Here is a 22,310-nt window from a genome sequence, read left to right as displayed (position 1 = left end):
TAGGTCGATACCCTTTTTTTTGCAGACTGTTGTCCCCTGAAATGAAATGCGTGAGGAGAAAGGTATGCTGATTCTGACTCGTCGGTGCGCAGAAAGCCTGATTATTGGTGATGGCGAAATCACCGTGACCGTGCTCGGCGTCAAAGGAAATCAAGTGCGTATCGGTGTCAACGCCCCTAAAGAGGTTGCGGTGCACCGGGAAGAAATTTACCTGCGGATAAAGAAAGAGAAGGACGAAGAACCAAGCCATTAATTTTTATCGTTTTTTTTGTTTGCAAACGGGGAGAAAGCTGGTTAATATACGCCCCGTGTTGCGGAGAGCTGGCCGAGTGGCCGAAGGCGCTCCCCTGCTAAGGGAGTACACCTCAAAAGGGTGTCGGGGGTTCGAATCCCCCGTTCTCCGCCATTATTTGCTTAGTTCGTTGTAATCTGGCTTCTTCTGTAAGTTGTTGAAATTACTAGAAAAAGTGCTTTACAAAAAGATTTAACGGTCTATAATGCGCGGCAACAAATGCACTCGTAGCTCAGCTGGATAGAGTACTCGGCTACGAACCGAGCGGTCACAGGTTCGAATCCTGTCGAGTGCACCATTTAAGAGTTGTTTGCAGTCATGCAGATAACTTGGCTTCAACCAGTTGTGGTCTGGTCTAAAAACACAAAATGCACTCGTAGCTCAGCTGGATAGAGTACTCGGCTACGAACCGAGCGGTCACAGGTTCGAATCCTGTCGAGTGCACCATATACCAAGAAGCCCGCATTCATTGCGGGCTTTTTGCTTTCTACCGTTCCGGTTTTCCTCCCTTCTTGTTTGATTCCCACCATCTTTTGAACGTCGTGTTCATTCTGTCGTCGTAATTGGCGTGTGCCTGTTTTTGATGTTGTCTTGTGAAGTTCTGGCTGCTGCGGAGTCGGAAACAGGGCAGGGCTGCGGGCGCACTTTTTTCGTCTGCGGTGTGTTTTCCTTTTCGGATGGTGCGTCGCAGCTTTATAGATTCAGCGGTTCTTCAGCTTTGCGCTGCAAGCGCTTGTTCTTGCCATGATTTTTTAACGTTTAAAGCCGTCAAGCGGTGTATGATTGCGCCCGTCAGCCCCGCCGGGGCTTGTGGAATACCTCCATGGACTTACCCAGTAGTTACTCAGTATCCCGTTTTTACAATCATGAATTGACTGATTGATCCTTCCGGCGTGCTCCTCTGCTGGGAGTGGAGTTCGCCTATGACCGAAGTAGAAGTAAAGAAAACACAAGACAGCCTGCAGGATCGCCTCGCTCAAGTTGTTGAGCTACTGCAGCGCCAGCGGGTGGTCGAAGACCTGACTCACCGTCAGGAAGGTCATCATCAAGACCGGGTCGAGAACCTGGTCCATCGCCAGAACCTCGTCGAGTTGCAGCGCAAACTCGACGATCTGCACTCTGCCGACGTTGCCTACATCCTTGAAGCCTTGCCGCTCGACGAGCGTCTGACTGTCTGGCAGTTGGTCAAGGCTGAGCGTGATGGCGACATCCTGCTCGAAGTATCCGATTCCGTACGTGAAACCCTGATCGCCGACATGGACGATCATGAGCTCCTGGCCGCTGCCAAGGAGATGGACGCTGACGAACTGGCTGACCTGGCTCCCGAGCTGCCGCGAGACGTTGTCCATGAACTGATGGAAGCTTTGGACGGCCAGCAGCGTGAGCGCGTTCGCTCCGCCTTGTCTTATGACGAGGAGCAGGTCGGTGCCTTGATGGACTTCGAGATGGTGACTATCCGCGAGGATGTCAGTCTGGAAGTGGTTTTGCGTTATCTGCGTCGCCTCAAGGAATTGCCAGGCCATACCGACAAGCTGTTCGTCGTCGACTACGACGGCGTGCTCAAGGGTGTGCTGCCCATCAAGCGGTTGCTGGTGAATGATCCGGAGAAACAGGTTTCGGAGGTCATGGCCAGCGACCCGGTAAGTTTTCATCCGGACGAAGATGCCTACGATGCTGCGCAAGCGTTCGAGCGTTACGACTTGATTTCGGCGCCGGTGGTCGACAAGAACGGCAAATTGATCGGCCGTCTGACCATCGACGAAATGGTCGACCTGATTCGTGAAGAGAGCGAGACCGAAGTCCTCAACATGGCCGGTCTGCGTGAAGAGGAAGATATTTTTGCTTCGGTCTGGCGTTCCCTGCGCAACCGCTGGGCCTGGCTGGCAATCAACTTGATCACCGCATTTGTCGCTTCGCGAGTGATCGGCCTGTTTGAAGGCTCCATTGAAAAGCTGGTGGCTTTGGCGGCGCTGATGCCGATCGTGGCAGGCATTGGCGGCAATTCTGGTAACCAGACCATCACCATGATCGTTCGCGCCATGGCGCTGGACCAGGTCAGCACAGGCAATACCTCGCGCCTGATGCGCAAGGAGTTGGCGGTGGCCTTGATTAACGGCCTGGTGTGGGGCGGCGTCATCGGTGTAGTCGCCTATCTGCTTTATGGCAGCTGGTCGTTGGGTGTGGTGATGACAGCGGCAATGACGCTCAATCTATTGCTGGCGGCGTTGATGGGGGTGCTGATTCCAATGACACTGGCGCGCCTGGGGCGCGACCCGGCCATGGGGGCCAGCGTCATGATCACAGCCATGACCGACAGCGGCGGCTTCTTTATCTTCCTCGGGTTGGCCACCATCTTCCTGCTTTGATCCTGCATACAGCCCCTTTAATGGGGCTGTATCGTTTTTCTTCCTTGCCTGGCGATTCGTGCTTCGGTGCTTTTGTAGCTCTCGAGGCAACAAATTTCGGCTAAAAAAAAGCCAGCACAAGGCTGGCTTCAGCTTTCAAGGTTGAATCAGGATGCGTCTGCGGCCATTTCGGCGTCATGGGCGATCAGCGAAACGAGGGCGTTCTGCTGGCGGTGGGAAAGTTGACGGAAACGTTGAAGCAGTTCGCGTTCATGCAAGGAGAGCTCTGGGCTGTCCAGGCGCATGCTCAGCTCTTCACCCAAGGCGCCTTCCTGAATAAGACTCTGCTCCAGGCGCGCGATGATTTCGGAGTTCATGCTGCGGTGATGATTGCGAGCCACCTCGGCAATGCGTTCACGCATCCCGTCTGGTAGACGTACGACGAACTTGTCAGCCGTACGGCTGGAATAAATTGCCTGTTTCAATGGGCGCATATATTTAACCGGTTAGTTCAGGGGAGCGGTTCTCGGAATTGGCCGCGGGATGTCAGTTAGGACAAGCGTTGCTGCCAAATGTTCAACCTGAATTGTTAAGAGGCCCGCATCATGCCTCAAGTTAGCCAGATCCTTGGCGTCAATTCTGTGACAAATATTGAACTGGGTAAAGGCGTTATGCCAGCACCAATTATCAGAAATGCGGACTGGTTTGAAAAGATTGCCAGGTCCGCTTATCTGCCCGCGTCCTGTTGTCCGTAGCATTGCGCTTGTGCGCCGCCAGATGGGCTTGTATGCGGTTTCGATCATTGTTCCCTCCTTGTACAGAATAGTGGCAAATTGCCGATTTACTAGGCTGCGAGCCATGGAGTCTTTGCAATGCCAGGCAGACTGATTTATTTGATGGGGCCTTCCGGGTCGGGGAAAGACAGCCTGATCGAGGCTGCGCGCCGGCCTTTGGCGAAGCTCGGCTGCGATGTGGTGCGGCGGGTCATCACCCGTTCCGCGGAATCCCTGGGGGAGGATGCGCAAGGGGTCAGCGCTGACGAATTCGAGCACATGGAACAGCAGGGTGCCTTTGCCCTGTGCTGGCGGGCCAATGGCCTGGCTTACGGAATTCCGGTGCAAATCGACGAATGGTTGGACAGCGGACGCAATGTCCTGATCAATGGCTCCAGGGCTTACCTCGATCAGGCTCGTCAGCGTTATCCGCAGCTGGTGGCCGTTTTATTGACGGTGGATGTCGAGGTGCTGCGGCAAAGATTGACGAGGCGTGGTCGCGAAAGCGCTGCGCAGATTGAGGCGAGGCTTAAAAGGAGTGCTCTTTTTTCTGCTGACCACGGACCTGTGCAGGGAGAGTCCGTCTTTCTACTGGACAACTCGGGTGAACTCTCCGGCACGCTTGAGCGATTTCTTAAGCTATTGAGAGAACAGGGGATCAGCGCAGCACAGGATCGAATTTGATTTTGCGCCCCACCGCCAGTGCTAGCAGGAACAAACCGGAAAAAACGCCACAAGCAATCAAGGGCGCGTCACCCAAGGTATTTTCAGTGCTGAAGCAACCCAGTGTGGCACTGAGTACCGCCAGGATGAGAAGGCCTTTGGCAAGTCGGGACATTAACAGGCTCCTGATAGGGTCATATTTAAAACACCCAGCTTTCGGGGCTTGGATGAGCAGGTAGAACAACGGCTTCCTGGCCATTGCTGGCCTGCGCTGCGATGGGTCGCTGCGACGCGCTGCTCATTACAGCCAGTTGCGGGGCTTGATGCTGCATAGTCTGGTGCTGGTTGTTCTGCTCAACGCCGACATCGGGCTGAAAGTGGAAAAGCAGCAGTACGGCAATGGCGATAGCATTCGATAAAAGAAGGATGCTGTTCATGGGGCTTGATCTCCATTGTTCTTGCATGGAGAGGAAGCAGCCCGCATGCCAAGAGTCTAAACCACATTAAACCCTTTAAAAACAATGATTTAATGTGGTTTTAAGGTGGCTTTGGATTGCATTCTGCAATGCTGGCTTTTTGCAGTGATGCAATTTGCACGACGGTTCTGGCAAGTTGCCTGATGACTAAGGGCGGCCACCGGTTAAAAAGCCCTGCTCACAACATGACAAAAGCAGGGTAGGCCGTTAACATGCACGCCGTCCTTTACGCCGCAGCAGTCTGCGCGGTGATCAATTTGTCCCAGTAGCTCAATTGGATAGAGCATCCCCCTCCTAAGGGGAAGGTTGGCAGTTCGAACCTGCCCTGGGACACCATCTATATCCGGGCTTTCAAGCCAAACGTGGTTCTCGTCCCTATTTCGTTGTAACGGCTACGTTTGGTACACGCAGTTCTCGATGCTGTGGAGTCACCCATGATTGTCATTGCAGGAAAAAACAATATTTCGGTGTTTGGCCTGGAGCGGGCTCTGCAGCAATTTTCGCCTGATGAAATTGCGGTGGTCTGCAACCGTAACGATACGGGTGTCGACGGTTGGCAACGCTCGTTGCGGGCGGCGGCGCTGAAATATGGGGTACGCGAAATCAGCCTGGAGACGGCTTACGAAATCGCGTCCGTGGCGTTCATCTCCCTGGAGTTCGACCGGATCGTCGTTCCTCAGCGCTTCTCCATCAGTCGGGTGTTCAATATCCACTTCTCGAGGCTGCCGGAATACAAGGGCATGTTTACCTCGGTCTGGCCGTTGCTGGAATCCCGGGCCGAGGCAGGGGTGACTTTGCATTTGATCGACCCGGGTATCGACACCGGGGATATCGTTGCGCAGCAGGTATTCCCGATTGCCTCCTGGTGGACCTGTCGCGATCTCTATTTCGCCTTTAATCGGCATGCCGGCCAGTTGCTGGATCAGTGGTTTGCCAGGTTGGTCGATGGTGAGGTCAGAGCAGAGCCGCAGAGTGCGGTGGACGCGAGTTATTTCTCAAAAAATGCCATTGACTATGGCGCGTTGAAAATCGATCTGCTGTCGACGGCGTGGTCACTGCGCAACAAAGTCCGGGCGTTCGCCTTTCGTGAATATCAGTTCCTGCAGTGGGATGGAAAGCCGGTGGTTTCGGCGACGATCCTGCCCGGGCGTTCCCAATTCAAGGCCGGGACCCTGATCAACGCAACCGAGGACTATGTCGAGCTCTGCACCATCGATTACGACGTCCGGCTGAACTTTGATCGATTGCCGGAGATGCTCAAGGCTTGCGAGCGGGGCGATTTGCAGGCGGTGCAGGCATTGCAGGCCAACATTGCCGGTTACAACGATGCCAACTCGCAGGGCTGGACGCCGCTGATCGTCGCCAGTTATGCAGGTGCCTATGAGGTGGTGGACTGGCTGTTGCAACAAGGTGCCGACCCGGAGCGAACTAATAACAAAGGCACCACGCCCTTGATGTATGCCAAGGACGCCTACCTGGCTGGGCGTTGTCGTAAAACCTTTCAGTTGTTGCTACGCAAGGGCGCGAATCCGGATGCTGCGGACTATACGGGCCGGGCACTTGCCGATTATGTGACCGACGAACAATTTGCCCGGTTGCGAGGCGCTTGCTAGGCACCTCGCAACCGGCCGGTCAGTGCGGCGCGCTGAACTGGTTGATGGCGGTGACAATGTAGCGCTGTTGTTCCAGGCTCAGCGTCGGGTAGATCGGCAATGACAGGACCGAATCATGCAGCGGCGCCCGGGATGCCTGGGAGGTCTTGGCCAGGTCGCGGTAGGCCTGCTGCTCGGTGATCGCCAGCGGATAGTGGACCAGGCACTGAATACCGCGCTCGGCCAGATACGCCTTCAGTTGATCGCGCCAGGGGCAGGTAATGACATACAGGTGCCATACATGGGCGCCGGCTGTCGTGACCGAAGGCAGGCTGATTCCGGGGTGTTGGATGTGTTCGTTGTAGTAGTCGGCGATGCTGCGTCGACGAGCCGTATCGTTGTCCAGGTGGGCGAGCTTCACTCCCAGCATGGCGGCCTGGATTTCATCGAGGCGGCTGTTCACCCCCTGATAGTCGTGCTGGTACTTGATGCGCGAACCATAGTTGCCCAGTGCCCGGACCAGGGCCGCCAGTTCGGCGTCGTTGGTGGTGACGGCCCCCCCGTCGCCCAGGGCGCCGAGATTCTTGCCAGGATAGAAGCTGAACGCCGCGGCATCGCCCCAGCTGCCGGCCTTGCGTCCGGCCAGTTCGGCGCCATGGGCCTGGGCGGCATCTTCCAGCACCAGCAGGCCATGCTTGCGCGCCAACGCCATGATTTGCGGCATCGGCGACAGTTGCCCGTAAAGATGCACCGGCAGGATCACGCGGGTTCTTTGCGAAATCGCCTTTTCGACGGCCTCGATTTCCAGGTTGTGGGTGCTTGGGTCCACATCCACCAGGATCGGCGCCAGATCGTTTTCCAGAATGGCCGAGATGGTCGCGATAAAGGTGTTGCTCTGCACTATCACTTCATCGCCGGCCCGCAGCCTGCCTTGTTCTTTCCAGGCGCGCAGGACCAGGGTCAGGGCATCCAGGCCATTGGCGACGCCGATTGCGTGCTGGCTGCCACAGTAATCGGCAAAGGCCGCCTCGAACTGCTCTAGTTCGCGCCCTATCAGGTACCAGCCGGAATCGATCACCCGGTTGCAAGCGGCTTTGAGCTGCTCGGCATATTCGTGGTTGATGCCTTTCAAATCCAGGAACGGAATATTCATCATCAGAATCATTGCCCGACCATATCCAGAAACTGGGCATAGTCCCGGACATAATCGCCTTCTTCGTAGAGTTGATCGGCCAGGACCATCAGCACGCAGTCTGGAGAAAAGTCATACATTTCGCGCCAGATAAACGATTCGATCAGCAGGCCCTGGCAAGGGTTGTCCAGCGTGATGTCGATTTTTTCCTGGCCGTCATCGAGCAGAAAGCGGCACGAACCGCGTACGGCGATCGCCACCTGCTTGAGCGTCTTATGGGCGTGGTAGCCGCGACGAACCCCTTCGCCGGTATTGAACATGTAGTACACCCGCTTGACCGGAAAGGGGATGTTTTTCCCTTCTTCCAGGGCGATCAGCGAGCCGCGATCATCGCCGTGAGTCTGGAGCGGCAGAATATGAATCTTCATCGGGTTTCCCCCTCGAGCCGTTTCGACAGATGCTGTTGCAGCCAGTTTTCAACGCTCTTCGCGTCGACCCGATAATTGCGGTAGTACAGCTCTCTGGAGTCGGTCGAGCCGACCCGGTAAGCGATGTAATCCATCTCTACGCCGACGATCGCCGCCAGGTTGGAAAAGCACGACAGCTGCGCGTATTCCTCGGCCATCCAGCACAACGCGCGGGCGTTTTGCGAGGCAAAGATCAGATTGGTCCAGGCTGCGCCGGTCGGGCCGACTATCACTTCGGCATTGGCCATGATCGCCACCTGATGGCTGATGTCCTGTTCTTCCATGTACACGCAAGTAAAGCCATAAGGTTCCAGCAGCTCGAGGATCTCGGCCTGGTTGTAATGCCTGAGAAAACCCTTGCGGGCCAGGAATACTCTTTTTGGCAGTTCGCTGGTGGGAATGTCCCGGGCCAGGCGCAGGGCTTTTTCACGCAGGAAATGGATCGACTCCGGGCGGGCGAAGCCGCTGTGGGCACTGTTCTGCGCCACGCCCTTGAAGTTCGGAATCATATTGTTGGGCGCGCTGATCAACAGCAGATCGGCCACCTGATAGCTGGTGATGTTGTCCAGGAGCACCAGCGGACGGTCGACGCCGATCGCCTCGATCAAGGCCTTGATCGAAGGGATGTTCTGGCTGCTCTTGGAAATCAGCAGTGGATAGTCCGCATAGCGCGGTGGCAGCTCGGCCACGAATTGCAATTGCGACAGCACTTCTACCGTCCAGTGGTAATAGTTCTGTTCATTACAGCCGCTGATCAGCAGGCCCTTTTCCAGCTCCACAGGTTTGCCGGTCCTGACCAGGCCCAGGCGCTGGCCGTGGTAGAGCAGGTGCGCAGCACTATAGTCGGCATCCAGGGACTTTGCCGTGGGCACTCGCTCCAGCACCAGTTGCTCGCCTGGCAGTATCACCGAGCGGGAGACCGAACAGACTTGCCCCTGACGGAAGTGGTACAGGGCGATCTCAGGTAATTCCAGGGAAATCGCCGGGCTCGATTGATGGATGAACCGGGGTGGCTGGCTGCTGCCTTGCTGGCTCGGGCGAAATACATGGACCTTGTGCTCGTCGCTTTCATCCAGCCAGCGCAAGGCCAGGCGCCGAGTGTCCTGGCGGCGAAAAAACAGCCGATACAACAGATCGCTGATCAGCCCAGGCTGCTTGCACATGCGTTCATAGCCCAGGTGCTCCAGGCGTTTACCCATACGCTGGAGCCATGGGAGTTGCGAGTTGATCAGCGCGCCGTGGAAGACTTCGATCTGTTGCTCGTTGATGGCCAGGTTGTCGGTGAGCTGCGGGTAGATCTCGCGGTAATAGTCGCTGGCGATGATGATCTTGTCGAAAGCCAGCGCACTCAATTGTTGCGGCGCATGGATCAACTTTCCGAACAGGCGCTGGCCGTGCTTCTGCTGGTTGTTATCGACGAAGCCGATCACCCGGTAGCGGCGGCGGTTGTACTTGTAGAAATTGATACCGCCGGCGCCGGTACCGAATATCAGCACCCGCGCTTTCTGTCCAAAACCTGTCGCCACATAGACCTCGTCTTGCTGGTGCTACCGCTGGATCGTCACTCAGAGGGTTCGCCTGTTCACTACAAGCGGTGACGCCTAGCCGTTGTTATTGATGATGTTGCCCTTGATCTGGGCGATGCCCTTGGCGTTCAGGTCGCGCCGGGTCATTGCCGGTTGCAGCTCGCCCTGGATCGCTGCGTTGATGGTGTCGATCGCGGTCTTGCCGGTGTGGCTGCGGGACTTGCCCAGCAAGTAGCGCAGCGACAGGCGGAACTGTTCCGATTCGTTGGCGACCGGTTGCGTGCCATGCAAGGTGCAGTTGTGCCAGAGCCCGACGTAACCCGGCCCGCCTGTCAGCCGGTAATCCCGGCAGGTCATCTGCTGCCCGTTATCGTCGGCGTAAGTCCACAGATCGTGCGCCTGGTGTTCCAGCCGGTGAGGGAACAGCGTGGCGCCAAAACGGTGAGTGCCAGGCATCAGGTGCAGGGGCGAGTCGTTTTCGGTGACGTCGTGCAGGTACACATACAAGGTCAAAAAGGTCGAAGGGTCGAGTTCCACCCGGCCCTGGGGCCAGTCGATGATGTCCTGGTGAAAATCGATCCCGCGAAAGTAGGTGATGTCGCGAAAGGGCTTTTTGATATACGGCCCCAGGTTCGCCACGTTCACATCGCGGATTCTTTCCCGCACCCAGTCCGGCAGCCATGAGTCCGGTACCCCGCACACCGCTTTCTTGATCACCACCTCATAATCGGCGCCGAGCACTTCGTCGAGGATCGCGCCGAGGTGCGGATCCTGCTCGATGAATTGCAGCTGCGGCTCGAAGGCATTGAGGAAGTTGAAGGTCTTGTTCGGGTTGGCGTTGAGGTGGTTTTCCTGGGCCAGGTATTCAGCCTCGTCCATGAACAACCCGGCACCGAAGGCCCGTGCGGCGATCATTTCGCGGTACAGCGCCTGCGTGCGGTCAACGTCCAGTATCTCGCCAAAAATATGGGCGCCCTGGTCGATGAGGTTTTGGATACAGGTTTGCATGTTGCGCTCGTTTTGACTGTTGCTGTCTGTCTGCAAGGTATCGGCGTGGCTGGCTTAAAGTTGATGCCGCACAGCTGAATTCCGATGGATTTTGCCGTCTCCGGGGCTGGCGGGCGGCGCGAGCAAGGATATCGAATGGTTTTGGCAACTATCTATAAGGGAACGTCAGATTCGGCCGATAACCCCTGGAATGTTGTTGCAGGTCAAATGACTGGGCCATCGACCAAGTGCCCGGCGCGAGCAGGCGGGCGTTATCGCGGGTTGATGTAGAATGCATTGATGGCCTGTGGCCATTATCGTTGTCCGTGTGCAGCAAGGCATGACCTTGGGCTTGTCCTGCCGATGCCGCGGGCTTCATTTTTTTATGGGTCTGGAATCTTCGATGCTGGCGTACCACCAAAAAAGCTTTTTGATCGTCGATGATTTCTCGGATTTCCGCAGTTCCGTCCGGTCCATGCTGCGTGAGTTGGGCGTCAAGGACGTAGACACTGCCGATACAGGCGAGCAGGCGCTGCGCATGTGCGCGCAAAAGCGCTATGACTTCATCCTGCAGGACTACCACTTGGGTGACGGCAAGAAAAACGGCCAGCAGGTGCTCGAAGACCTGATGACCGACAAGCTGATCAGCCACGAAAGCGTATTTCTCATGGTCACCGCCGAGACCAGCCAGTCGATGGTGCTCAGCGCCCTCGAGCATGAGCCGGACGCCTATCTGACCAAGCCTTTCAACCGTTCCAGCCTGGCTCAGCGGCTGGAGCGATTGCAGCAGCGCAAATCGCTGCTCAAGCCGATCCTGCAGGCGCTCGATCGCGGCAAGCCGGTGGAAGTGCTCAACGCCTGCATCGCCCTGTGCAAGCAGGACCCGCGCTATTCGCCGTTGTGCCTGCGCTACCGGGCCGATGCCCTGCGTGACATGAATCAGAACGAGGCGTTGGAGCGGCTGTACGAAAGCATTCTGGCGGATCGCCCGTTGCCGTGGGCCTATGTCGGCCTGGGGCGCCTGCAGTTCAAGCGAGGTCAGGTGACCCAGGCCAAGGCCACCTATGAAAAGGCCTTGAAGGTCTTCCCGATGATGCCGGCGCTCTACGATGGCATGGCCGATGTGCTGGTTGCCGAAGGCGACTCCAAGCGCGCCCAGAGTGTGCTGGAGGAGGCGGTGCGCCTGTCGCCGCTGGCCGTGCGCCGACAGGCGCTGCTGGGCAAGCTGGCGATGACCAACGAAGACTTCGACACCGCTTCCAGGGCCTATCGCCAGGCGGTATCGCAAGGCGCGCAATCGCGTTTCAAGGACCCGGAAAGCAACCTTGGCCTGGCGCATGCGTTGATCAGCAAAGGCAGCGAAAAGGGCCTGGATACCCGCGCGCGCCTGGAAATCAACAGCACCCTGAGTGCGGTGGCCAAGGAAAACCCCAGCGACCCGGGGCTGCAGATTCGCGCGCGGCTGATGAAGGCCACCAGCCTGTTGCTCAACGATGCTGAAACGGCGGAAAAACTCACCGAGCAGGCGATGCTGCGCCTGGATGGGATGGAGCAGTTCATGAGCCCGGAGGCTGCGTTGCTGGTAGCCAAGCAGTTGCAGATGCTGGGGCAGACCAATGCCGGCGCGTCGATGCTGAAAAACTGTGCGGAAATCTACGGCGACGATCCGAAGGTGATGGAAGGCATTGCCAAGCTCACCGATGACCCGGCGATCCTCAACTCCGCCAACGCCGCGGCCGACATGAACCGCCAGGGTGTGCGCAGTTACAAGGCTGGCGCGCTGGGCGAAGCCCGGGACCTGTTCCGTCGGGCCCTGGCCATGCAACCGAAAAACATCAGTATTGCCCTGAACATGGCGCAGTCGCTATTGCACGGCACCGACATCACCCAGGACACGGCACTGCTGGAAGAGTGCCGCACCTGCCTGAAAATGGTCGGCTTGATGCCCGATACCGACGCGCGTTATCCGCGTTATCAGAAGCTGCGAAGCAAGGCGTTTGGCGAATGAATACCCACGAACAGGCTCTCGACTTTTCCACGGTGATCGCCTCTACCGTGCACGACATGAAGAACTCCTTGACCCTGCTCATGCAGGCCCATGCCCAGTGGCTGGCAAGACTGCCGCAGGCGCAGCAGGGCACGCCGGAGCAGGGGGTGATGGAATTCGAATTCGCCCACCTCAACGGTATGCTGGTACAGCTGCTGGGGCTCTACAAACTGGGGGTCAACCAGTTGCCGGTGCAGCCGGGCTACCACGAACTGGATGATTTCATCGAAGCACAATTGGCCAGCCATCAGGATGTGTTCGTCAGCCGTGGCATCGCCGCGACCTATGAAGTCGACCCTTTGACCCCCCTGGGGTTTTTCGATCGGGAACTGGTCGCGTCGGTCCTGGCCAACTGCATCAACAACGCCATTCGTTATGCGCGCCATGCATTGCTCATCAGCGTGCACGATGAAGGCGGGCAAACGGTGCTGACCATCAACGACGATGGCGAGGGTTATCCGCAGCAGATGATCGACAACCAGGCCGACTACGTTCAAGGCATCAATCACAGCAGCGGCAGCACCGGCCTGGGGCTGTACTTCGCCGGACGCATTGCCGCGCTGCATCAGCGCAACGGTGTGCGTGGGCGCACCGAGATCGGCAATGGCGGCCCCCTGGGTGGCGGTGTGTTCAGTCTCTACCTGCCTTGAGGTCGGTGTTGCAGCGCTTGCCGGCCTGGCAGGCGCTTCGCCGTAGTTCTGACTGTGTGTCCAATCCGCGGGCTTTTTGTTCGAGGCTGCTTGATATTCCGAACAGCCGGAGCCTATTTTGTACGGGTCGCCGTTCTCGGCTCGTACAACAACAAGGATTGAGTCATGACAACCGATGGCCGCAGTTCACTCGCACAGCGATTGACGGGCATTGACGAGATTGAATGTGTCACTCCGGATCTGAACGGCGTGCCACGAGGCAAAGTGATGACCGCCGAGGGTTTCCTCGAAGGGCGGCGTCTGCAGATGGCCCGCGGGGTGCTGCTGCAATGCATCATGGGGGGCTATCCGCCCGCGCGTTTCTACGGCAGTGACGACGGCGACCTGGCGCTCAATGCCGACCCACAGCAAATTCATCGCCTGCCCTGGAGCTCGCAACCGCGGGCCCTGGCGATTTGCGATGCGGATGAATTGAGCGGCGAAAGCTCGCGCCTGTCCACCCGCGGCCAGCTCAAACAGGTCATTGCGCGCTACGCCGCTCGCGGCCTGGCGCCCGTGGTGGCGACCGAGCTGGAGTTCTTCGTGTTTGCTCCCAATACCGATCCGACCCAACCCTTCCAGCCGCCCCTTGGCCTGGACGGTCGTCGCGAAGACGGGCATTCGGCATTCAGCGTCAGTTCCAACAACGGCTTGCGGCCGTTTTTCAGTGAGGTCTACGCCTGCATGGCGGCATTGGGCCTGCCGCGCGATACCTTCATGCATGAAATGGGCGTCAGCCAGTTCGAGATCAATCTGCTGCATGGCGATCCACTGTTGCTGGCCGACCAGACATTCCTGTTCAAGCACCTGCTCAAGGAAGTGGCGCTCAAGCATGGCCTGACCGTGGTGTGCATGGCCAAGCCGCTGGCCCATACGCCGGGCAGTTCGATGCATATTCACCAAAGCCTGGTCGAGTCGGCCACGGGGCGAAACGTGTTCAGCGACGAAGCCGGCGAACCGACCGCGATGTTCCGCCATTTCATTGGCGGGCTGCAGGCAGGCATGGCTGACTTCACCGCGCTGTTTGCACCGAACGTCAATTCCTACCAGCGCCTGTGTCATCCTTACGCTTCGCCGAACAATGCCTGCTGGTCCCATGACAATCGGGCGGCAGGTTTGCGTATCCCGGCCAGCTCGCCGGTGGCGCGACGGGTCGAGAACCGCTTGCCAGGCGCCGATGCCAACCCGTATCTGGCGATTGCCGCGAGCCTGGCGGCAGGTTTGCACGGCATCGAGAACGAGTTGGAACCGGCGCCGGCGATTCAGGGTGAATTTGCCGTGCCGGACAGTTTATCGTTGCCTTGTACCTTGCATGCCGCTCTCGAGCGTCTGAAGCGTAGCCAGTTGGCCAAGGAATTGTTCGGCAATGAGTTCATCGAAGGTTATGTCGCTTCGAAGACCATGGAGTTGACCAGTTTCTTTGATGAAATAACTCCCTGGGAGCGGCGTGTCTTAGCGGCCCAGGCTTAACCGAACCGTCGCAGTCGGGCTATCGTTCAGGTGGCCCGGCACTCATTCAAGGAGCCGCTCGGAACGCCGATGCGCCAAATCTGGAAATCCTTTCGAGCGCTTTATTTCGCCTCGCTGATGATGTTGATCGGCTCGGGCTTGCTCAGTACCTATCTGGCGTTGCGCCTGGCCGCCGATAATGTCGACGGGTTATGGGTGGGTGCCTTGATGGCGGCCAACTATTTCGGCCTGGTGCTGGGCGGGAAAATCGGCCACCGCCTGATCGCCCGGGTCGGTCATATCCGCGCCTATGCAACGTGTGCCGGGATCGTCGGCGCGGCGGTGCTGGGCCATGGCCTGGTGGACTGGTTGCCGGCCTGGCTGGTGCTGCGGATGATCGTCGGCCTGGGCATGATGTGCCAGTACATGGTCATCGAAAGCTGGCTCAACGAGCAGGCCGACGCCAAGCAGCGCGGGCTGGTGTTCAGCGGCTACATGATTGCCTCGTACCTGGGCCTGGTCCTGGGGCAGTTGATTCTGGTCATGCACCCGGCCCTCGGGCTTGAGCTGCTGATGCTGGTGGCCCTGTGTTTTGCCTTGTGCCTGGTGCCGGTGGCCATGACCCGGCGAATTCACCCGGCGCCCTTGCATCCCGCGCCCATGGAGCCGCGCTTCTTTATCAAACGCGTTCCGCAGTCGCTGAGCACGGTGCTCGGGTCGGGGCTGATCGTCGGCTCGTTCTATGGCCTGGCGCCGCTGTATGCATCCCAGCAGGGCCTGACTACCGAGCAGGTCGGCTTGTTCATGGGGAGCTGCATTTTTGCTGGTCTGGTGGTGCAGTGGCCGTTGGGGTGGCTGTCCGACCGCTACGACCGGGCCTTGTTGATTCGCTGTTTTGCCTGCTTCCTGGCAGTCGTGGCCTTGCCGTTGGCAATCATGCCGCAGGTGCCGCTGGAGATGTTGTTCGTCCTGGGGTTCCTGTGTTCGCTGGTGCAGTTCTGCCTGTATCCGTTGGCGGTGGCGTTTTCCAACGACCATGTCGAAGGCGATCGGCGGGTCTCGTTGACCGCGATGCTGCTGGTGACCTACGGCGTGGGGGCGAGTGTCGGGCCGTTGGTGGCGGGGGTGCTGATGAAGTTGTTCGGCAGCCAGATGCTGTATGCGTTTTTCAGTTTCTTCGCCGTGGTACTGGTTTGGCGCATACGGCCGAAAGCCGTGACCAACCTGCATCAGGTCGATGATGCGCCGCTGCATCACGTGGCGATGCCGGACAGCATGTCCAGTTCGCCATTGGTGGCTGCGCTCGACCCTCGGGTCGACGAGCAGGTGGTGCAGGACCAGATGCAGCAGACCAGCACGCCGGAGCCCGAGCATCCGCTCGAGACGCCTGGCGAGGATGAGGTCGATGCTGAGGAGTCGCGGCCGGAGCCGGATGATTCAGGGCTTGATCAATTCAGTGGGGCCAGGCCCTAGAAACAAAAAAACGGGCAGTCGCCGCAAGGGACTGCCCGTTTTTTATCGACGCTCGAATGTCAGAGGTCGTCTTTGTCGAAGCGCCGGGCTTCGCGTTGCAACTGATAGACGAATCGCTCGACCTGGCGCTGGACCAGGCCGCTCATGTTATGGAAGCGCACGCCGGCGAAGGTGGTGTCGATCTTCTCTTCGTAATGCAGGTAACGCAGTTCCACTGGCGCGGTCATGCTGCCGAAGGGCAGGGCGGCGACAAAGCGCTCGTAGACCTGGCCCAGTTGCAGGCGACCGGAGATATCGCCATCGAAGCGCAGCTTGCAGCCGGTGGCGGAGATGTCCAGCAATTTGCCGGCGCTCGGCGCCTTGAGTTTTTCGCCTGCCAACTCGATGTCGACCAGTTGGGCCAGCTTCAGGGCTGCGCGAAAGGCGTTGCGGCGCTGGTGATAGACCACTTCGTCGGGCAGGGTGCCGCGGTAGCAGCGTCCGCCGTTGGCGTCGTCGATGGTCGGGATGCCATTGCTTTCCCAGGCGATGCGCACGCCATCGTGAAAGCCTTCGACACGAAAAGGTTCGCCGGCGAGCATGAAGCGTTCGCCATCGCAGGGGATCATTTCGTCCAGGGCGATCATGTCGCTGTCACGATCGATCTCGACCAGATAGCTCTGAAAGCGCTGGCTGCGTTCGTGGAAAGTGATGATCAGCGGGTCATGGCTGTCTTGCAGCAAGCGCAGCGTGGAGCTGATTTCCAAGGGGGTGGTGAGCACCTTGGGTGGCTGCGGCGCATCTTCTGCGTTTACGGCATTGAACACGGTTCATCAATCTCCAGACAAAATACGACTACTCGCAGGGTCTGGCATTTTGCCAGCATGTTCCGCGACTTGATAGGGCGCGCTCATCCCTGCGGTCAAGCCTGGCTAAGCGGGCGAGGCTTGGCCAGCTTGGCGGTAGAGCCACGGGCATCATAGAGGGCTGGAGGCTCGCCACCGGTGAGGATTTTCAGTTGATTGGCGGTGGTGGCCTGTTGAACCTGGATCGAGCGACCGTTGAGTTCGTTCGCCGCCTGGCAATCGGCAAGCATCTGGGTCAGTGCGTCACTCTGGGCCAGCAACTGCTCGCCAATCGAAGAATGGCTGGCCAGTTGTTCCAGGCCGGCCCGGCTGGCAGGAAGATTCAGGCTGGCAAGGATTTCGCTGCGTTTGCGGCCATGCTGCTCGAGCAAAATGATCAGCGCTTGCTTCTGCGCCAGAATCTCTTCCAGCAGCGGCATGTCGCGACCGTGCAGGGCGAGGGATTCGGTGCGCAACAATTCCAGCAGTTGTTGAGCTGGAGCAAAGTCGTCAGTGATCAGTTGCAGCAAATTAGTGTCGTGCATGTATGGCCTTGGGTTTTAAGCGTCCAAAAAACTGGCGCAGGCCTCTTGGCTAGCGCTGGGCTTCGAAATTGAGCAGTTTGCTGGCTACACGGTTGCTGTCGACTTTATAGCTGCCATCGGCAATCGCTTGCTTCAACTCGGCCACGCGGGCGTTGTCGACCGCAGGCTGGTCGCGCAGCTTGTCAGTGATCTTCTGCAACTGTTGAGCCTCATTGCTGAGGTGTACCGACTCCCCGCTGGTGCTGGCCTGTTCGGCCGGAGCGTTCAGCGGCGCGGACTTGTCGGCGTCGCCGGTTTCCTTGCTGGCGCTGGTGCGCGTGCTGCCGGCGAGTGAGGGAGAGCTGTTTAAACGGCTGAAATCGATGACCATGGTAAAAAAACCTCTGGGTATTTGGACGCTTGACTTGTTTTCGGCAATACCCCGGAAAACTTTAGGCTCGAATATCGATAAGCCCACGCGCGCCGCTGTTGCCCTGCATGGGCCACAGTTTAGGGGGCAACAAGGCACAGCGCCAGTCGTCTACATAGCGACTTCCACCTGTCCCGGCGCGGTGATCCGCGCTTTGATGACCCGTTGTGAATTGAGGTTCTTGACCCGTATCTGCTCGCTCATGCCGCCATTGGACAGGGCTTCGCCGGGCATCTTGACGTTCAGTGTGCCGCTGCGGGCGGAGATCACCACCTGATCGCCTTTGCGCACCACTTCTGCCTGTTCCAGGTGAACCAGGGTGATGAGTTGGTCGGCGACCATTGGTCGGACAAGTTTCTGCCCGATGGCCTGGTCCACCGAGGTCAGGTAGCCCTGGTTGATCTGGCCGATATCACGTTCGCGCAGCATCACGTCCTCGGGGCTGATGATGCCGGCGCGCTTGAGTGGCCGGGTAGTGGTCACCACTTCGCGGAACAGCTTGACCTGGGCAGGCACGAACACGGTCCAGGGCGAAGCGCCGTCGCAGCGCACGCGGACGGTCACGCGTCCCAGCGGTTGTGCCGGGCTTTCCAGGGTCGCTGTCAATTCCTTGTCGCAGTGCGGCATGCGCAGGCGCGGGTCGAGCTGATTGACCTGGATCTCGTAGCGCCCCGGCGTTTGACTGGTTGCCAGATAGTCTTCTACGGTGAATTCAAGAAACCCCTGAGTGACGCCGATAAGTAGATCAGGCAGGGTTACCGGGTCAGCAACGGCAGGATGCCCAGGGTTTAAAAAAAACAACGCCGACAGCCCGTACAGCAATCTGCGGTAATTTGATGTCAGGCGTCGGGAAAATGTCGTTTTGGCGTTCATAACAGTTAAAAAGCAAGCGCCGTGCCGTTTAGCAATGAGCGCGCGTCGGATCTTGAGCTTTGGGGAGTCTGGGCATGGCTGGTGTAATGGATTCGGTGAACCAGCGCACGCAATTGGTAGGGCAGAATCGCCTTGAGCTGTTGTTGTTCCGTCTCGACGGGCAGCAGCTTTATGGGATCAACGTGTTCAAGGTTCGGGAGGTGCTGCAATGCCCCAAACTGACGTTGATGCCCAAATCCAATCCTGTGGTGTGCGGTGTCGCGAATATTCGAGGGGCGACCATCCCGATCCTGGACCTGGCAATGGCCACCGGTTCGGGCGGGTTGCAGGATCTGAGCAACCCCTTTGTCATCATCACTGAGTACAACACCAAGACCCAAGGGTTCCTGGTGCGGTCGGTCGAGCGCATCGTCAACATGAACTGGGAGGAGATCCATCCGCCACCCAAGGGGACGGGGCGCGATCACTACCTGACGGCGGTGACGCGGGTTGACAATCAGTTGGTGGAAATCATCGATGTGGAGAAGGTGCTGGCCGAGGTGGCCCCGACGCCCGAGACCATTTCGGTGGGCGTGGTGGATGTCGAGACTCAGCACAAGGCTGTTTCCCTGCGGGTGCTGACGGTCGACGACTCGTCGGTGGCGCGCAAGCAGGTCACGCGTTGCCTGCAGACCGTGGGGGTCGAAGTGGTGGCCTTGAACGACGGCCGGCAGGCGCTGGATTACCTGCGCAAGCTGGTCGACGAGGGCAAGAAACCTGAAGAAGAGTTTCTAATGATGATCTCCGACATCGAGATGCCGGAGATGGACGGCTACACCCTCACGGCCGAAATACGCAACGATCCACGCATGCAAAAGCTGCACATCATCCTGCATACTTCGTTGTCAGGTGTATTCAATCAGGCGATGGTGAAGAAGGTCGGTGCCGATGACTTCCTTGCCAAGTTTCGTCCTGATGACCTGGCATCCCGGGTTGTCGACCGGATCAAAGCAGCAGATAACAGCTAGGGATATCCATCCCTGGCGGTCACACGATTTAAGAGGCGGCATCATTGTCTACGGGTAATTTGGATTTCGAACAGTTCCGGGTATTCCTGGAAAAAGCCTGTGGGATCTTGCTGGGCGAGAACAAGCAATATCTGGTGTCGAGCCGTCTCAACAAACTGATGGAGCAGCAAGGTATCAAGTCCCTCGGGGAGTTGGTTCAGCGCATCCAGGGCCAGCCGCGCAGCGGTTTGCGGGAGATGGTGGTCGATGCCATGACGACCAACGAAACCCTGTGGTTTCGCGATACCTATCCATTTGAGGTGTTGAAGAACAAGGTCTTGCCGGAGGCGATCAAGGCCAGTCCCAACCAGCGCTTGCGTATCTGGTCGGCGGCCTGTTCCTCGGGGCAGGAACCTTATTCGCTGTCCATGTCGATCGACGAGTTCGAGAAGGCCAACCTGGGGCAGTTGAAGATGGGGGTGCAGATCGTTGCCACCGACCTGTCCGGCACCATGCTGAACAACTGCAAGACCGGCGAGTACGACAGCCTGGCGATCGGCCGCGGATTGTCGGCCGACCGCCTGCAGCGCTATTTCGACCCCAAGGGGCCGGGGCGCTGGGTGGTCAAGGCGCCGATCAAGAGCCGTGTCGAGTTTCGCTCGTTCAACCTGCTGGACAGCTATGCCAGCCTGGGCAAGTTCGACATCGTGTTCTGCCGCAACGTGCTGATCTACTTCTCCGCCGAAGTGAAGAAGGACATCCTGATGCGTATCCACAGCACCTTGAAGCCGGGTGGTTACCTGTTTCTCGGGGCTTCCGAGGCGCTCAACGGATTGCCGGACCACTACCAGATGGTGCAATGCAGCCCTGGGATCATCTACCAGGCGAAGTAAAGTTGGTGTTGTCGAAAAAGAGGCCTGCGGGCCTCTTTTTTTGTGCCTGCGATTTCGTCAGCGGGAGTGGGCGGCAAGCGGCGCATTGCCGCTTTGCTGACGTTTCGCGGAAATGCCTTGCCGCTTTTCTGGCATTGCCGCCTTGCCGCTGCCCCGCAAAGCCTTGATTTACGGGCTTTGACCACTTGGCACGCAGCTTGCTATGTCCTGCTTACGAAAAATCTGGTCGAAGGTTTCCGACATGAGCATCAGCTTCGATAAAGCGCTTGGCATTCATGAACAGGCTCTTGGCTTTCGCGCCAAGCGTGCCGAGGTGCTGGCCAACAACATCGCCAACGCCGATACCCCGAACTACAAGGCTCGGGATCTGGACTTCTCTGCCGTGCTCGCCGAGCAGAACGAGAAAGCCAAGAACGGCACCTTTGCCCTGAACATGACCAACAGCCGGCACATCGAGGCCGAAGGCCTGGGCAACGGCGACGAGTCGTTGCTGTACCGCACGCCGATGCAACCATCGATCGACCAGAACACCGTGGATGCCCAACTGGAACAGTCGAACTACGCCGAGAACTCGGTGAACTTCCAGGCCAGCTTCACGCTGCTCAACAGCAAATTCAAAGGGCTGGTGTCAGCCCTGCGCGGAGAGTAATCCATGTCCCTCGCCAGTGTTTTCAATATTGCCGGTAGTGGCATGAGTGCCCAGACCACTCGCCTGAACACCGTCGCCAGTAACATCGCCAACGCCGAGACGGTCTCTTCGAGCATCGACCAGACCTACCGCGCGCGCCACCCGGTGTTCGCCACCATGTTCCAGGGCGCGCAAAGCGGCGGCAGCCAGTCGCTGTTCCAGAACCAGGACGCGGCCGGCCAGGGCGTCCAGGTGCTGGGTGTGGTCGAGGACCAGAGCAACCTCGAGGCGCGCTACGAGCCTAACCATCCGGCAGCCGACGGCAAGGGATATGTCTACTACCCCAACGTCAACGTGGTGGAAGAAATGGCCGACATGATTTCCGCCAGCCGTTCGTTCCAGACCAACGCAGAAATGATGAACACCGCCAAAACCATGATGCAGAAGGTCCTGACCCTCGGTCAGTGATAAGGGGCGACTCAGATGAGTGTTACCGATACCACCAGTGGCCTGACGCTCAAGGAGATCCTTGCGAACTCCTCGAAGAAAACCACGACCACCAGCAACGATGGCCTGGCGGCGGCAACCAACAGTACCACTGGTAAGAACGCCCTGGGCAAGGATGCGTTCCTGAAGCTGCTGGTGACCCAGCTGAAAAACCAGAACCCGCTGGATCCGCAGGACAACAGCGAGTTCGTTGCCCAGCTGGCGCAGTTCAGCAGCCTGGAAGGCATCACCACGCTGAACGATTCGGTCACGGCGATCGCGGGCAACTACAAGTCTTCGCAAGCCTTGCAGGCTTCCTCGCTGGTCGGGCGTTCGGTGATCGTGCAGACCGGCACCACGCAGGTCGACACCACCAAGAGCATGACCGGCTCGGTGACGGTTCCCGCCAGTGTGAGCGGCCTCACCGTGACCATCACCGACAAGGATGGCAAGACGGTCAAGACCCTCGATCTGGGAAGCCAGAAAGCCGGCAACACCAGCTTCGTCTGGGACGGTACCAAGACTGACGGTACCAAGGCCGATCCGGGTAACTACACCTTCAAGGCCAGCACAACGATCGACGGTAAGGCGACTGCCCTGGTCACCTACCTGCCGGCGACGGTCAACAGCGTCACCATCAGCCAGACCGGCGGTGAGTTGATGTTGAACCTCGCGGGGCAGAGTAGCGCCGTGGCGCTCTCCAAAGTTCAAACCATTGGTATCTAGAGCCGACTAACGCGGCACAAGGAGTGGAA

At 58.4% G+C, this 22,310-nt stretch carries 24 protein-coding genes and 4 tRNA genes; 17 read left to right on the top strand and 11 right to left on the bottom strand.

Annotation, left to right across the window (positions count from 1 at the left end):
• The first annotated feature begins 64 nt into the window (after window positions 1–64).
• The 5 genes from csrA (at window position 65) to mgtE (ending at window position 2,658) form a co-directional block, all read left to right on the top strand.
• On the top strand, window positions 65–253 hold the full coding sequence (gene csrA, locus BLV20_RS10530; RefSeq protein ID WP_002554426.1) for a carbon storage regulator CsrA: 189 nt from the start codon (window positions 65–67) through the stop codon (window positions 251–253).
• A 62-nt stretch (window positions 254–315) separates the two neighbouring features.
• Window positions 316–406 (top strand) — tRNA-Ser (locus BLV20_RS10525).
• A 107-nt stretch (window positions 407–513) separates the two neighbouring features.
• A tRNA-Arg gene (locus tag BLV20_RS10520) sits at window positions 514–590 on the top strand.
• A gap of 72 nt (window positions 591–662) precedes the next feature.
• A tRNA-Arg gene (locus BLV20_RS10515) sits at window positions 663–739 on the top strand.
• Between the two features lie 476 nt (window positions 740–1,215).
• A complete protein-coding gene (gene mgtE, locus BLV20_RS10510; RefSeq protein WP_007921578.1) occupies window positions 1,216–2,658 on the top strand; it encodes a magnesium transporter in 1,443 nt (480 codons plus the stop codon).
• 146 nt (window positions 2,659–2,804) lie between these two features.
• On the opposite strand, the gene BLV20_RS10505 is transcribed toward mgtE, so the two are convergent.
• Window positions 2,805–3,131, bottom strand: a complete 327-nt coding sequence (locus BLV20_RS10505; protein ID WP_003178899.1) for an Arc family DNA-binding protein — start codon at window positions 3,129–3,131, stop codon at window positions 2,805–2,807.
• 378 nt (window positions 3,132–3,509) lie between these two features.
• Here BLV20_RS10505 and phnN point away from each other — a divergent pair, with 378 nt between their 5' ends.
• Entirely contained in the window at window positions 3,510–4,094 is a 585-nt protein-coding gene (gene phnN, locus BLV20_RS10500; RefSeq protein WP_092300703.1) for a phosphonate metabolism protein/1,5-bisphosphokinase (PRPP-forming) PhnN, read from the top strand.
• Here phnN and BLV20_RS10495 read toward each other — a convergent pair.
• Together BLV20_RS10495 and BLV20_RS10490 are read right to left on the bottom strand one after the other, a co-directional pair.
• The gene (locus tag BLV20_RS10495) at window positions 4,069–4,248 is read right to left on the bottom strand and encodes a PA3371 family protein (RefSeq protein WP_092300700.1); all 180 of its coding nucleotides are present in this window, start codon (window positions 4,246–4,248) and stop codon (window positions 4,069–4,071) included. The genes phnN and BLV20_RS10495 overlap by 26 nt on opposite strands.
• Window positions 4,249–4,273: 25 nt before the next feature.
• Window positions 4,274–4,510: a hypothetical protein gene (locus BLV20_RS10490; protein ID WP_092300697.1), complete on the bottom strand. Its 237-nt coding sequence runs from the start codon at window positions 4,508–4,510 to the stop codon at window positions 4,274–4,276.
• A 298-nt stretch (window positions 4,511–4,808) separates the two neighbouring features.
• On the opposite strand from BLV20_RS10490, the gene BLV20_RS10485 reads away from it, so the two are divergent.
• Window positions 4,809–4,885 (top strand) — tRNA-Arg (locus tag BLV20_RS10485).
• A gap of 98 nt (window positions 4,886–4,983) precedes the next feature.
• Window positions 4,984–6,162, top strand: a complete 1,179-nt coding sequence (locus tag BLV20_RS10480) for an ankyrin repeat domain-containing protein (protein ID WP_092300694.1) — start codon at window positions 4,984–4,986, stop codon at window positions 6,160–6,162.
• Between the two features lie 19 nt (window positions 6,163–6,181).
• On the opposite strand, the gene BLV20_RS10475 is transcribed toward BLV20_RS10480, so the two are convergent.
• From BLV20_RS10475 to BLV20_RS10460, 4 genes are all read right to left on the bottom strand, one after another.
• The gene (locus BLV20_RS10475; protein WP_092300691.1) at window positions 6,182–7,306 is read right to left on the bottom strand and encodes a DegT/DnrJ/EryC1/StrS family aminotransferase; all 1,125 of its coding nucleotides are present in this window, start codon (window positions 7,304–7,306) and stop codon (window positions 6,182–6,184) included.
• Window positions 7,303–7,701 (bottom strand): sugar 3,4-ketoisomerase, encoded by a 399-nt coding sequence (locus BLV20_RS10470; protein WP_092300688.1) that lies wholly within the window; start codon window positions 7,699–7,701, stop codon window positions 7,303–7,305. Before BLV20_RS10470 ends, BLV20_RS10475 begins: the two co-directional genes overlap by 4 nt.
• Entirely contained in the window at window positions 7,698–9,266 is a 1,569-nt protein-coding gene (locus BLV20_RS10465) for a glycosyltransferase family 61 protein (protein WP_092300685.1), read from the bottom strand. The genes BLV20_RS10470 and BLV20_RS10465 overlap by 4 nt, the downstream gene beginning before the upstream one ends.
• 75 nt (window positions 9,267–9,341) lie before the next feature.
• The gene (locus BLV20_RS10460; protein WP_092300682.1) at window positions 9,342–10,274 is read right to left on the bottom strand and encodes a phytanoyl-CoA dioxygenase family protein; all 933 of its coding nucleotides are present in this window, start codon (window positions 10,272–10,274) and stop codon (window positions 9,342–9,344) included.
• Window positions 10,275–10,656: 382 nt separating this feature from the next.
• Here BLV20_RS10460 and BLV20_RS10455 point away from each other — a divergent pair, with 382 nt between their 5' ends.
• The 4 genes from BLV20_RS10455 (at window position 10,657) to BLV20_RS10440 (ending at window position 15,911) form a co-directional block, all read left to right on the top strand.
• Window positions 10,657–12,261 (top strand): tetratricopeptide repeat-containing response regulator, encoded by a 1,605-nt coding sequence (locus BLV20_RS10455; protein WP_092300679.1) that lies wholly within the window; start codon window positions 10,657–10,659, stop codon window positions 12,259–12,261.
• Window positions 12,258–12,950 carry a sensor histidine kinase gene (locus tag BLV20_RS10450; RefSeq protein WP_092300676.1) on the top strand — a complete coding sequence of 231 codons (693 nt, stop codon included), beginning with the start codon at window positions 12,258–12,260 and terminating at the stop codon, window positions 12,948–12,950. The genes BLV20_RS10455 and BLV20_RS10450 overlap by 4 nt, the downstream gene beginning before the upstream one ends.
• Before the next feature lie 267 nt (window positions 12,951–13,217).
• Entirely contained in the window at window positions 13,218–14,459 is a 1,242-nt protein-coding gene (locus BLV20_RS10445) for a glutamine synthetase family protein (protein ID WP_175540171.1), read from the top strand.
• Between the two features lie 69 nt (window positions 14,460–14,528).
• Window positions 14,529–15,911 carry an MFS transporter gene (locus BLV20_RS10440; protein ID WP_092300670.1) on the top strand — a complete coding sequence of 461 codons (1,383 nt, stop codon included), beginning with the start codon at window positions 14,529–14,531 and terminating at the stop codon, window positions 15,909–15,911.
• Between the two features lie 59 nt (window positions 15,912–15,970).
• On the opposite strand, the gene BLV20_RS10435 is transcribed toward BLV20_RS10440, so the two are convergent.
• From BLV20_RS10435 to flgA, 4 genes are all read right to left on the bottom strand, one after another.
• A complete protein-coding gene (locus BLV20_RS10435) occupies window positions 15,971–16,717 on the bottom strand; it encodes a flagellar brake protein (protein ID WP_092300666.1) in 747 nt (248 codons plus the stop codon).
• Window positions 16,718–16,812: 95 nt separating this feature from the next.
• Window positions 16,813–17,280, bottom strand: coding sequence for a flagella synthesis protein FlgN (locus BLV20_RS10430; RefSeq protein ID WP_092300663.1), 468 nt, complete (start codon window positions 17,278–17,280; stop codon window positions 16,813–16,815).
• Window positions 17,281–17,329: 49 nt separating this feature from the next.
• Window positions 17,330–17,650, bottom strand: coding sequence for a flagellar biosynthesis anti-sigma factor FlgM (gene flgM, locus BLV20_RS10425; RefSeq protein WP_092300660.1), 321 nt, complete (start codon window positions 17,648–17,650; stop codon window positions 17,330–17,332).
• Window positions 17,651–17,800: 150 nt separating this feature from the next.
• Window positions 17,801–18,562 (bottom strand): flagellar basal body P-ring formation chaperone FlgA, encoded by a 762-nt coding sequence (gene flgA / locus BLV20_RS10420; RefSeq protein WP_092300657.1) that lies wholly within the window; start codon window positions 18,560–18,562, stop codon window positions 17,801–17,803.
• 74 nt (window positions 18,563–18,636) lie between these two features.
• Between flgA and BLV20_RS10415 the strand changes: the two genes are divergently transcribed.
• The 5 genes from BLV20_RS10415 to flgD all read left to right on the top strand — a co-directional run bounded on the left by BLV20_RS10415 (window position 18,637) and on the right by flgD (window position 22,281).
• A complete protein-coding gene (locus tag BLV20_RS10415) occupies window positions 18,637–19,569 on the top strand; it encodes a chemotaxis protein CheV (protein ID WP_092300654.1) in 933 nt (310 codons plus the stop codon).
• 44 nt (window positions 19,570–19,613) lie between these two features.
• Window positions 19,614–20,441, top strand: a complete 828-nt coding sequence (gene cheR, locus BLV20_RS10410) for a protein-glutamate O-methyltransferase CheR (protein ID WP_092300651.1) — start codon at window positions 19,614–19,616, stop codon at window positions 20,439–20,441.
• A 241-nt stretch (window positions 20,442–20,682) separates the two neighbouring features.
• The gene (gene flgB, locus BLV20_RS10405; protein WP_092300648.1) at window positions 20,683–21,090 is read left to right on the top strand and encodes a flagellar basal body rod protein FlgB; all 408 of its coding nucleotides are present in this window, start codon (window positions 20,683–20,685) and stop codon (window positions 21,088–21,090) included.
• Window positions 21,091–21,093: 3 nt separating this feature from the next.
• Window positions 21,094–21,537: a flagellar basal body rod protein FlgC gene (gene flgC / locus BLV20_RS10400; RefSeq protein WP_092300645.1), complete on the top strand. Its 444-nt coding sequence runs from the start codon at window positions 21,094–21,096 to the stop codon at window positions 21,535–21,537.
• Between the two features lie 15 nt (window positions 21,538–21,552).
• Window positions 21,553–22,281 carry a flagellar hook assembly protein FlgD gene (gene flgD, locus BLV20_RS10395; protein WP_092300642.1) on the top strand — a complete coding sequence of 243 codons (729 nt, stop codon included), beginning with the start codon at window positions 21,553–21,555 and terminating at the stop codon, window positions 22,279–22,281.
• The last annotated feature ends 29 nt before the right edge of the window (window positions 22,282–22,310 follow it).

Source organism: Pseudomonas sp. NFIX28 (assembly GCF_900107395.1).
In the GTDB taxonomy this organism is placed as follows: Bacteria; Pseudomonadota; Gammaproteobacteria; order Pseudomonadales; family Pseudomonadaceae; genus Aquipseudomonas.
The sequence above is the reverse complement of the archived record's forward strand: the minus strand, read 5'-3'. Positions and strand labels throughout refer to the sequence as shown.

Coding starts and splice junctions, on each gene's coding strand:
- mgtE (WP_007921578.1), top strand. CDS start 1,216: ATGACCGAAGTAGAAGTAAAGAAAACACAAGACAGCCTGCAGGATCGC.
- BLV20_RS10470 (WP_092300688.1), bottom strand. CDS start 7,701: ATGAAGATTCATATTCTGCCGCTCCAGACTCACGGCGATGATCGCGGC.
- BLV20_RS10495 (WP_092300700.1), bottom strand. CDS start 4,248: ATGTCCCGACTTGCCAAAGGCCTTCTCATCCTGGCGGTACTCAGTGCC.
- BLV20_RS10440 (WP_092300670.1), top strand. CDS start 14,529: ATGCGCCAAATCTGGAAATCCTTTCGAGCGCTTTATTTCGCCTCGCTG.
- BLV20_RS10450 (WP_092300676.1), top strand. CDS start 12,258: ATGAATACCCACGAACAGGCTCTCGACTTTTCCACGGTGATCGCCTCT.
- BLV20_RS10490 (WP_092300697.1), bottom strand. CDS start 4,510: ATGAACAGCATCCTTCTTTTATCGAATGCTATCGCCATTGCCGTACTG.
- BLV20_RS10415 (WP_092300654.1), top strand. CDS start 18,637: ATGGCTGGTGTAATGGATTCGGTGAACCAGCGCACGCAATTGGTAGGG.
- BLV20_RS10480 (WP_092300694.1), top strand. CDS start 4,984: ATGATTGTCATTGCAGGAAAAAACAATATTTCGGTGTTTGGCCTGGAG.
- BLV20_RS10460 (WP_092300682.1), bottom strand. CDS start 10,274: ATGCAAACCTGTATCCAAAACCTCATCGACCAGGGCGCCCATATTTTT.
- BLV20_RS10475 (WP_092300691.1), bottom strand. CDS start 7,306: ATGATTCTGATGATGAATATTCCGTTCCTGGATTTGAAAGGCATCAAC.
- flgB (WP_092300648.1), top strand. CDS start 20,683: ATGAGCATCAGCTTCGATAAAGCGCTTGGCATTCATGAACAGGCTCTT.
- flgA (WP_092300657.1), bottom strand. CDS start 18,562: ATGAACGCCAAAACGACATTTTCCCGACGCCTGACATCAAATTACCGC.
- phnN (WP_092300703.1), top strand. CDS start 3,510: ATGCCAGGCAGACTGATTTATTTGATGGGGCCTTCCGGGTCGGGGAAA.
- BLV20_RS10505 (WP_003178899.1), bottom strand. CDS start 3,131: ATGCGCCCATTGAAACAGGCAATTTATTCCAGCCGTACGGCTGACAAG.
- flgC (WP_092300645.1), top strand. CDS start 21,094: ATGTCCCTCGCCAGTGTTTTCAATATTGCCGGTAGTGGCATGAGTGCC.
- BLV20_RS10430 (WP_092300663.1), bottom strand. CDS start 17,280: ATGCACGACACTAATTTGCTGCAACTGATCACTGACGACTTTGCTCCA.
- flgD (WP_092300642.1), top strand. CDS start 21,553: ATGAGTGTTACCGATACCACCAGTGGCCTGACGCTCAAGGAGATCCTT.
- BLV20_RS10455 (WP_092300679.1), top strand. CDS start 10,657: ATGCTGGCGTACCACCAAAAAAGCTTTTTGATCGTCGATGATTTCTCG.
- flgM (WP_092300660.1), bottom strand. CDS start 17,650: ATGGTCATCGATTTCAGCCGTTTAAACAGCTCTCCCTCACTCGCCGGC.
- csrA (WP_002554426.1), top strand. CDS start 65: ATGCTGATTCTGACTCGTCGGTGCGCAGAAAGCCTGATTATTGGTGAT.
- BLV20_RS10445 (WP_175540171.1), top strand. CDS start 13,218: ATGACCGCCGAGGGTTTCCTCGAAGGGCGGCGTCTGCAGATGGCCCGC.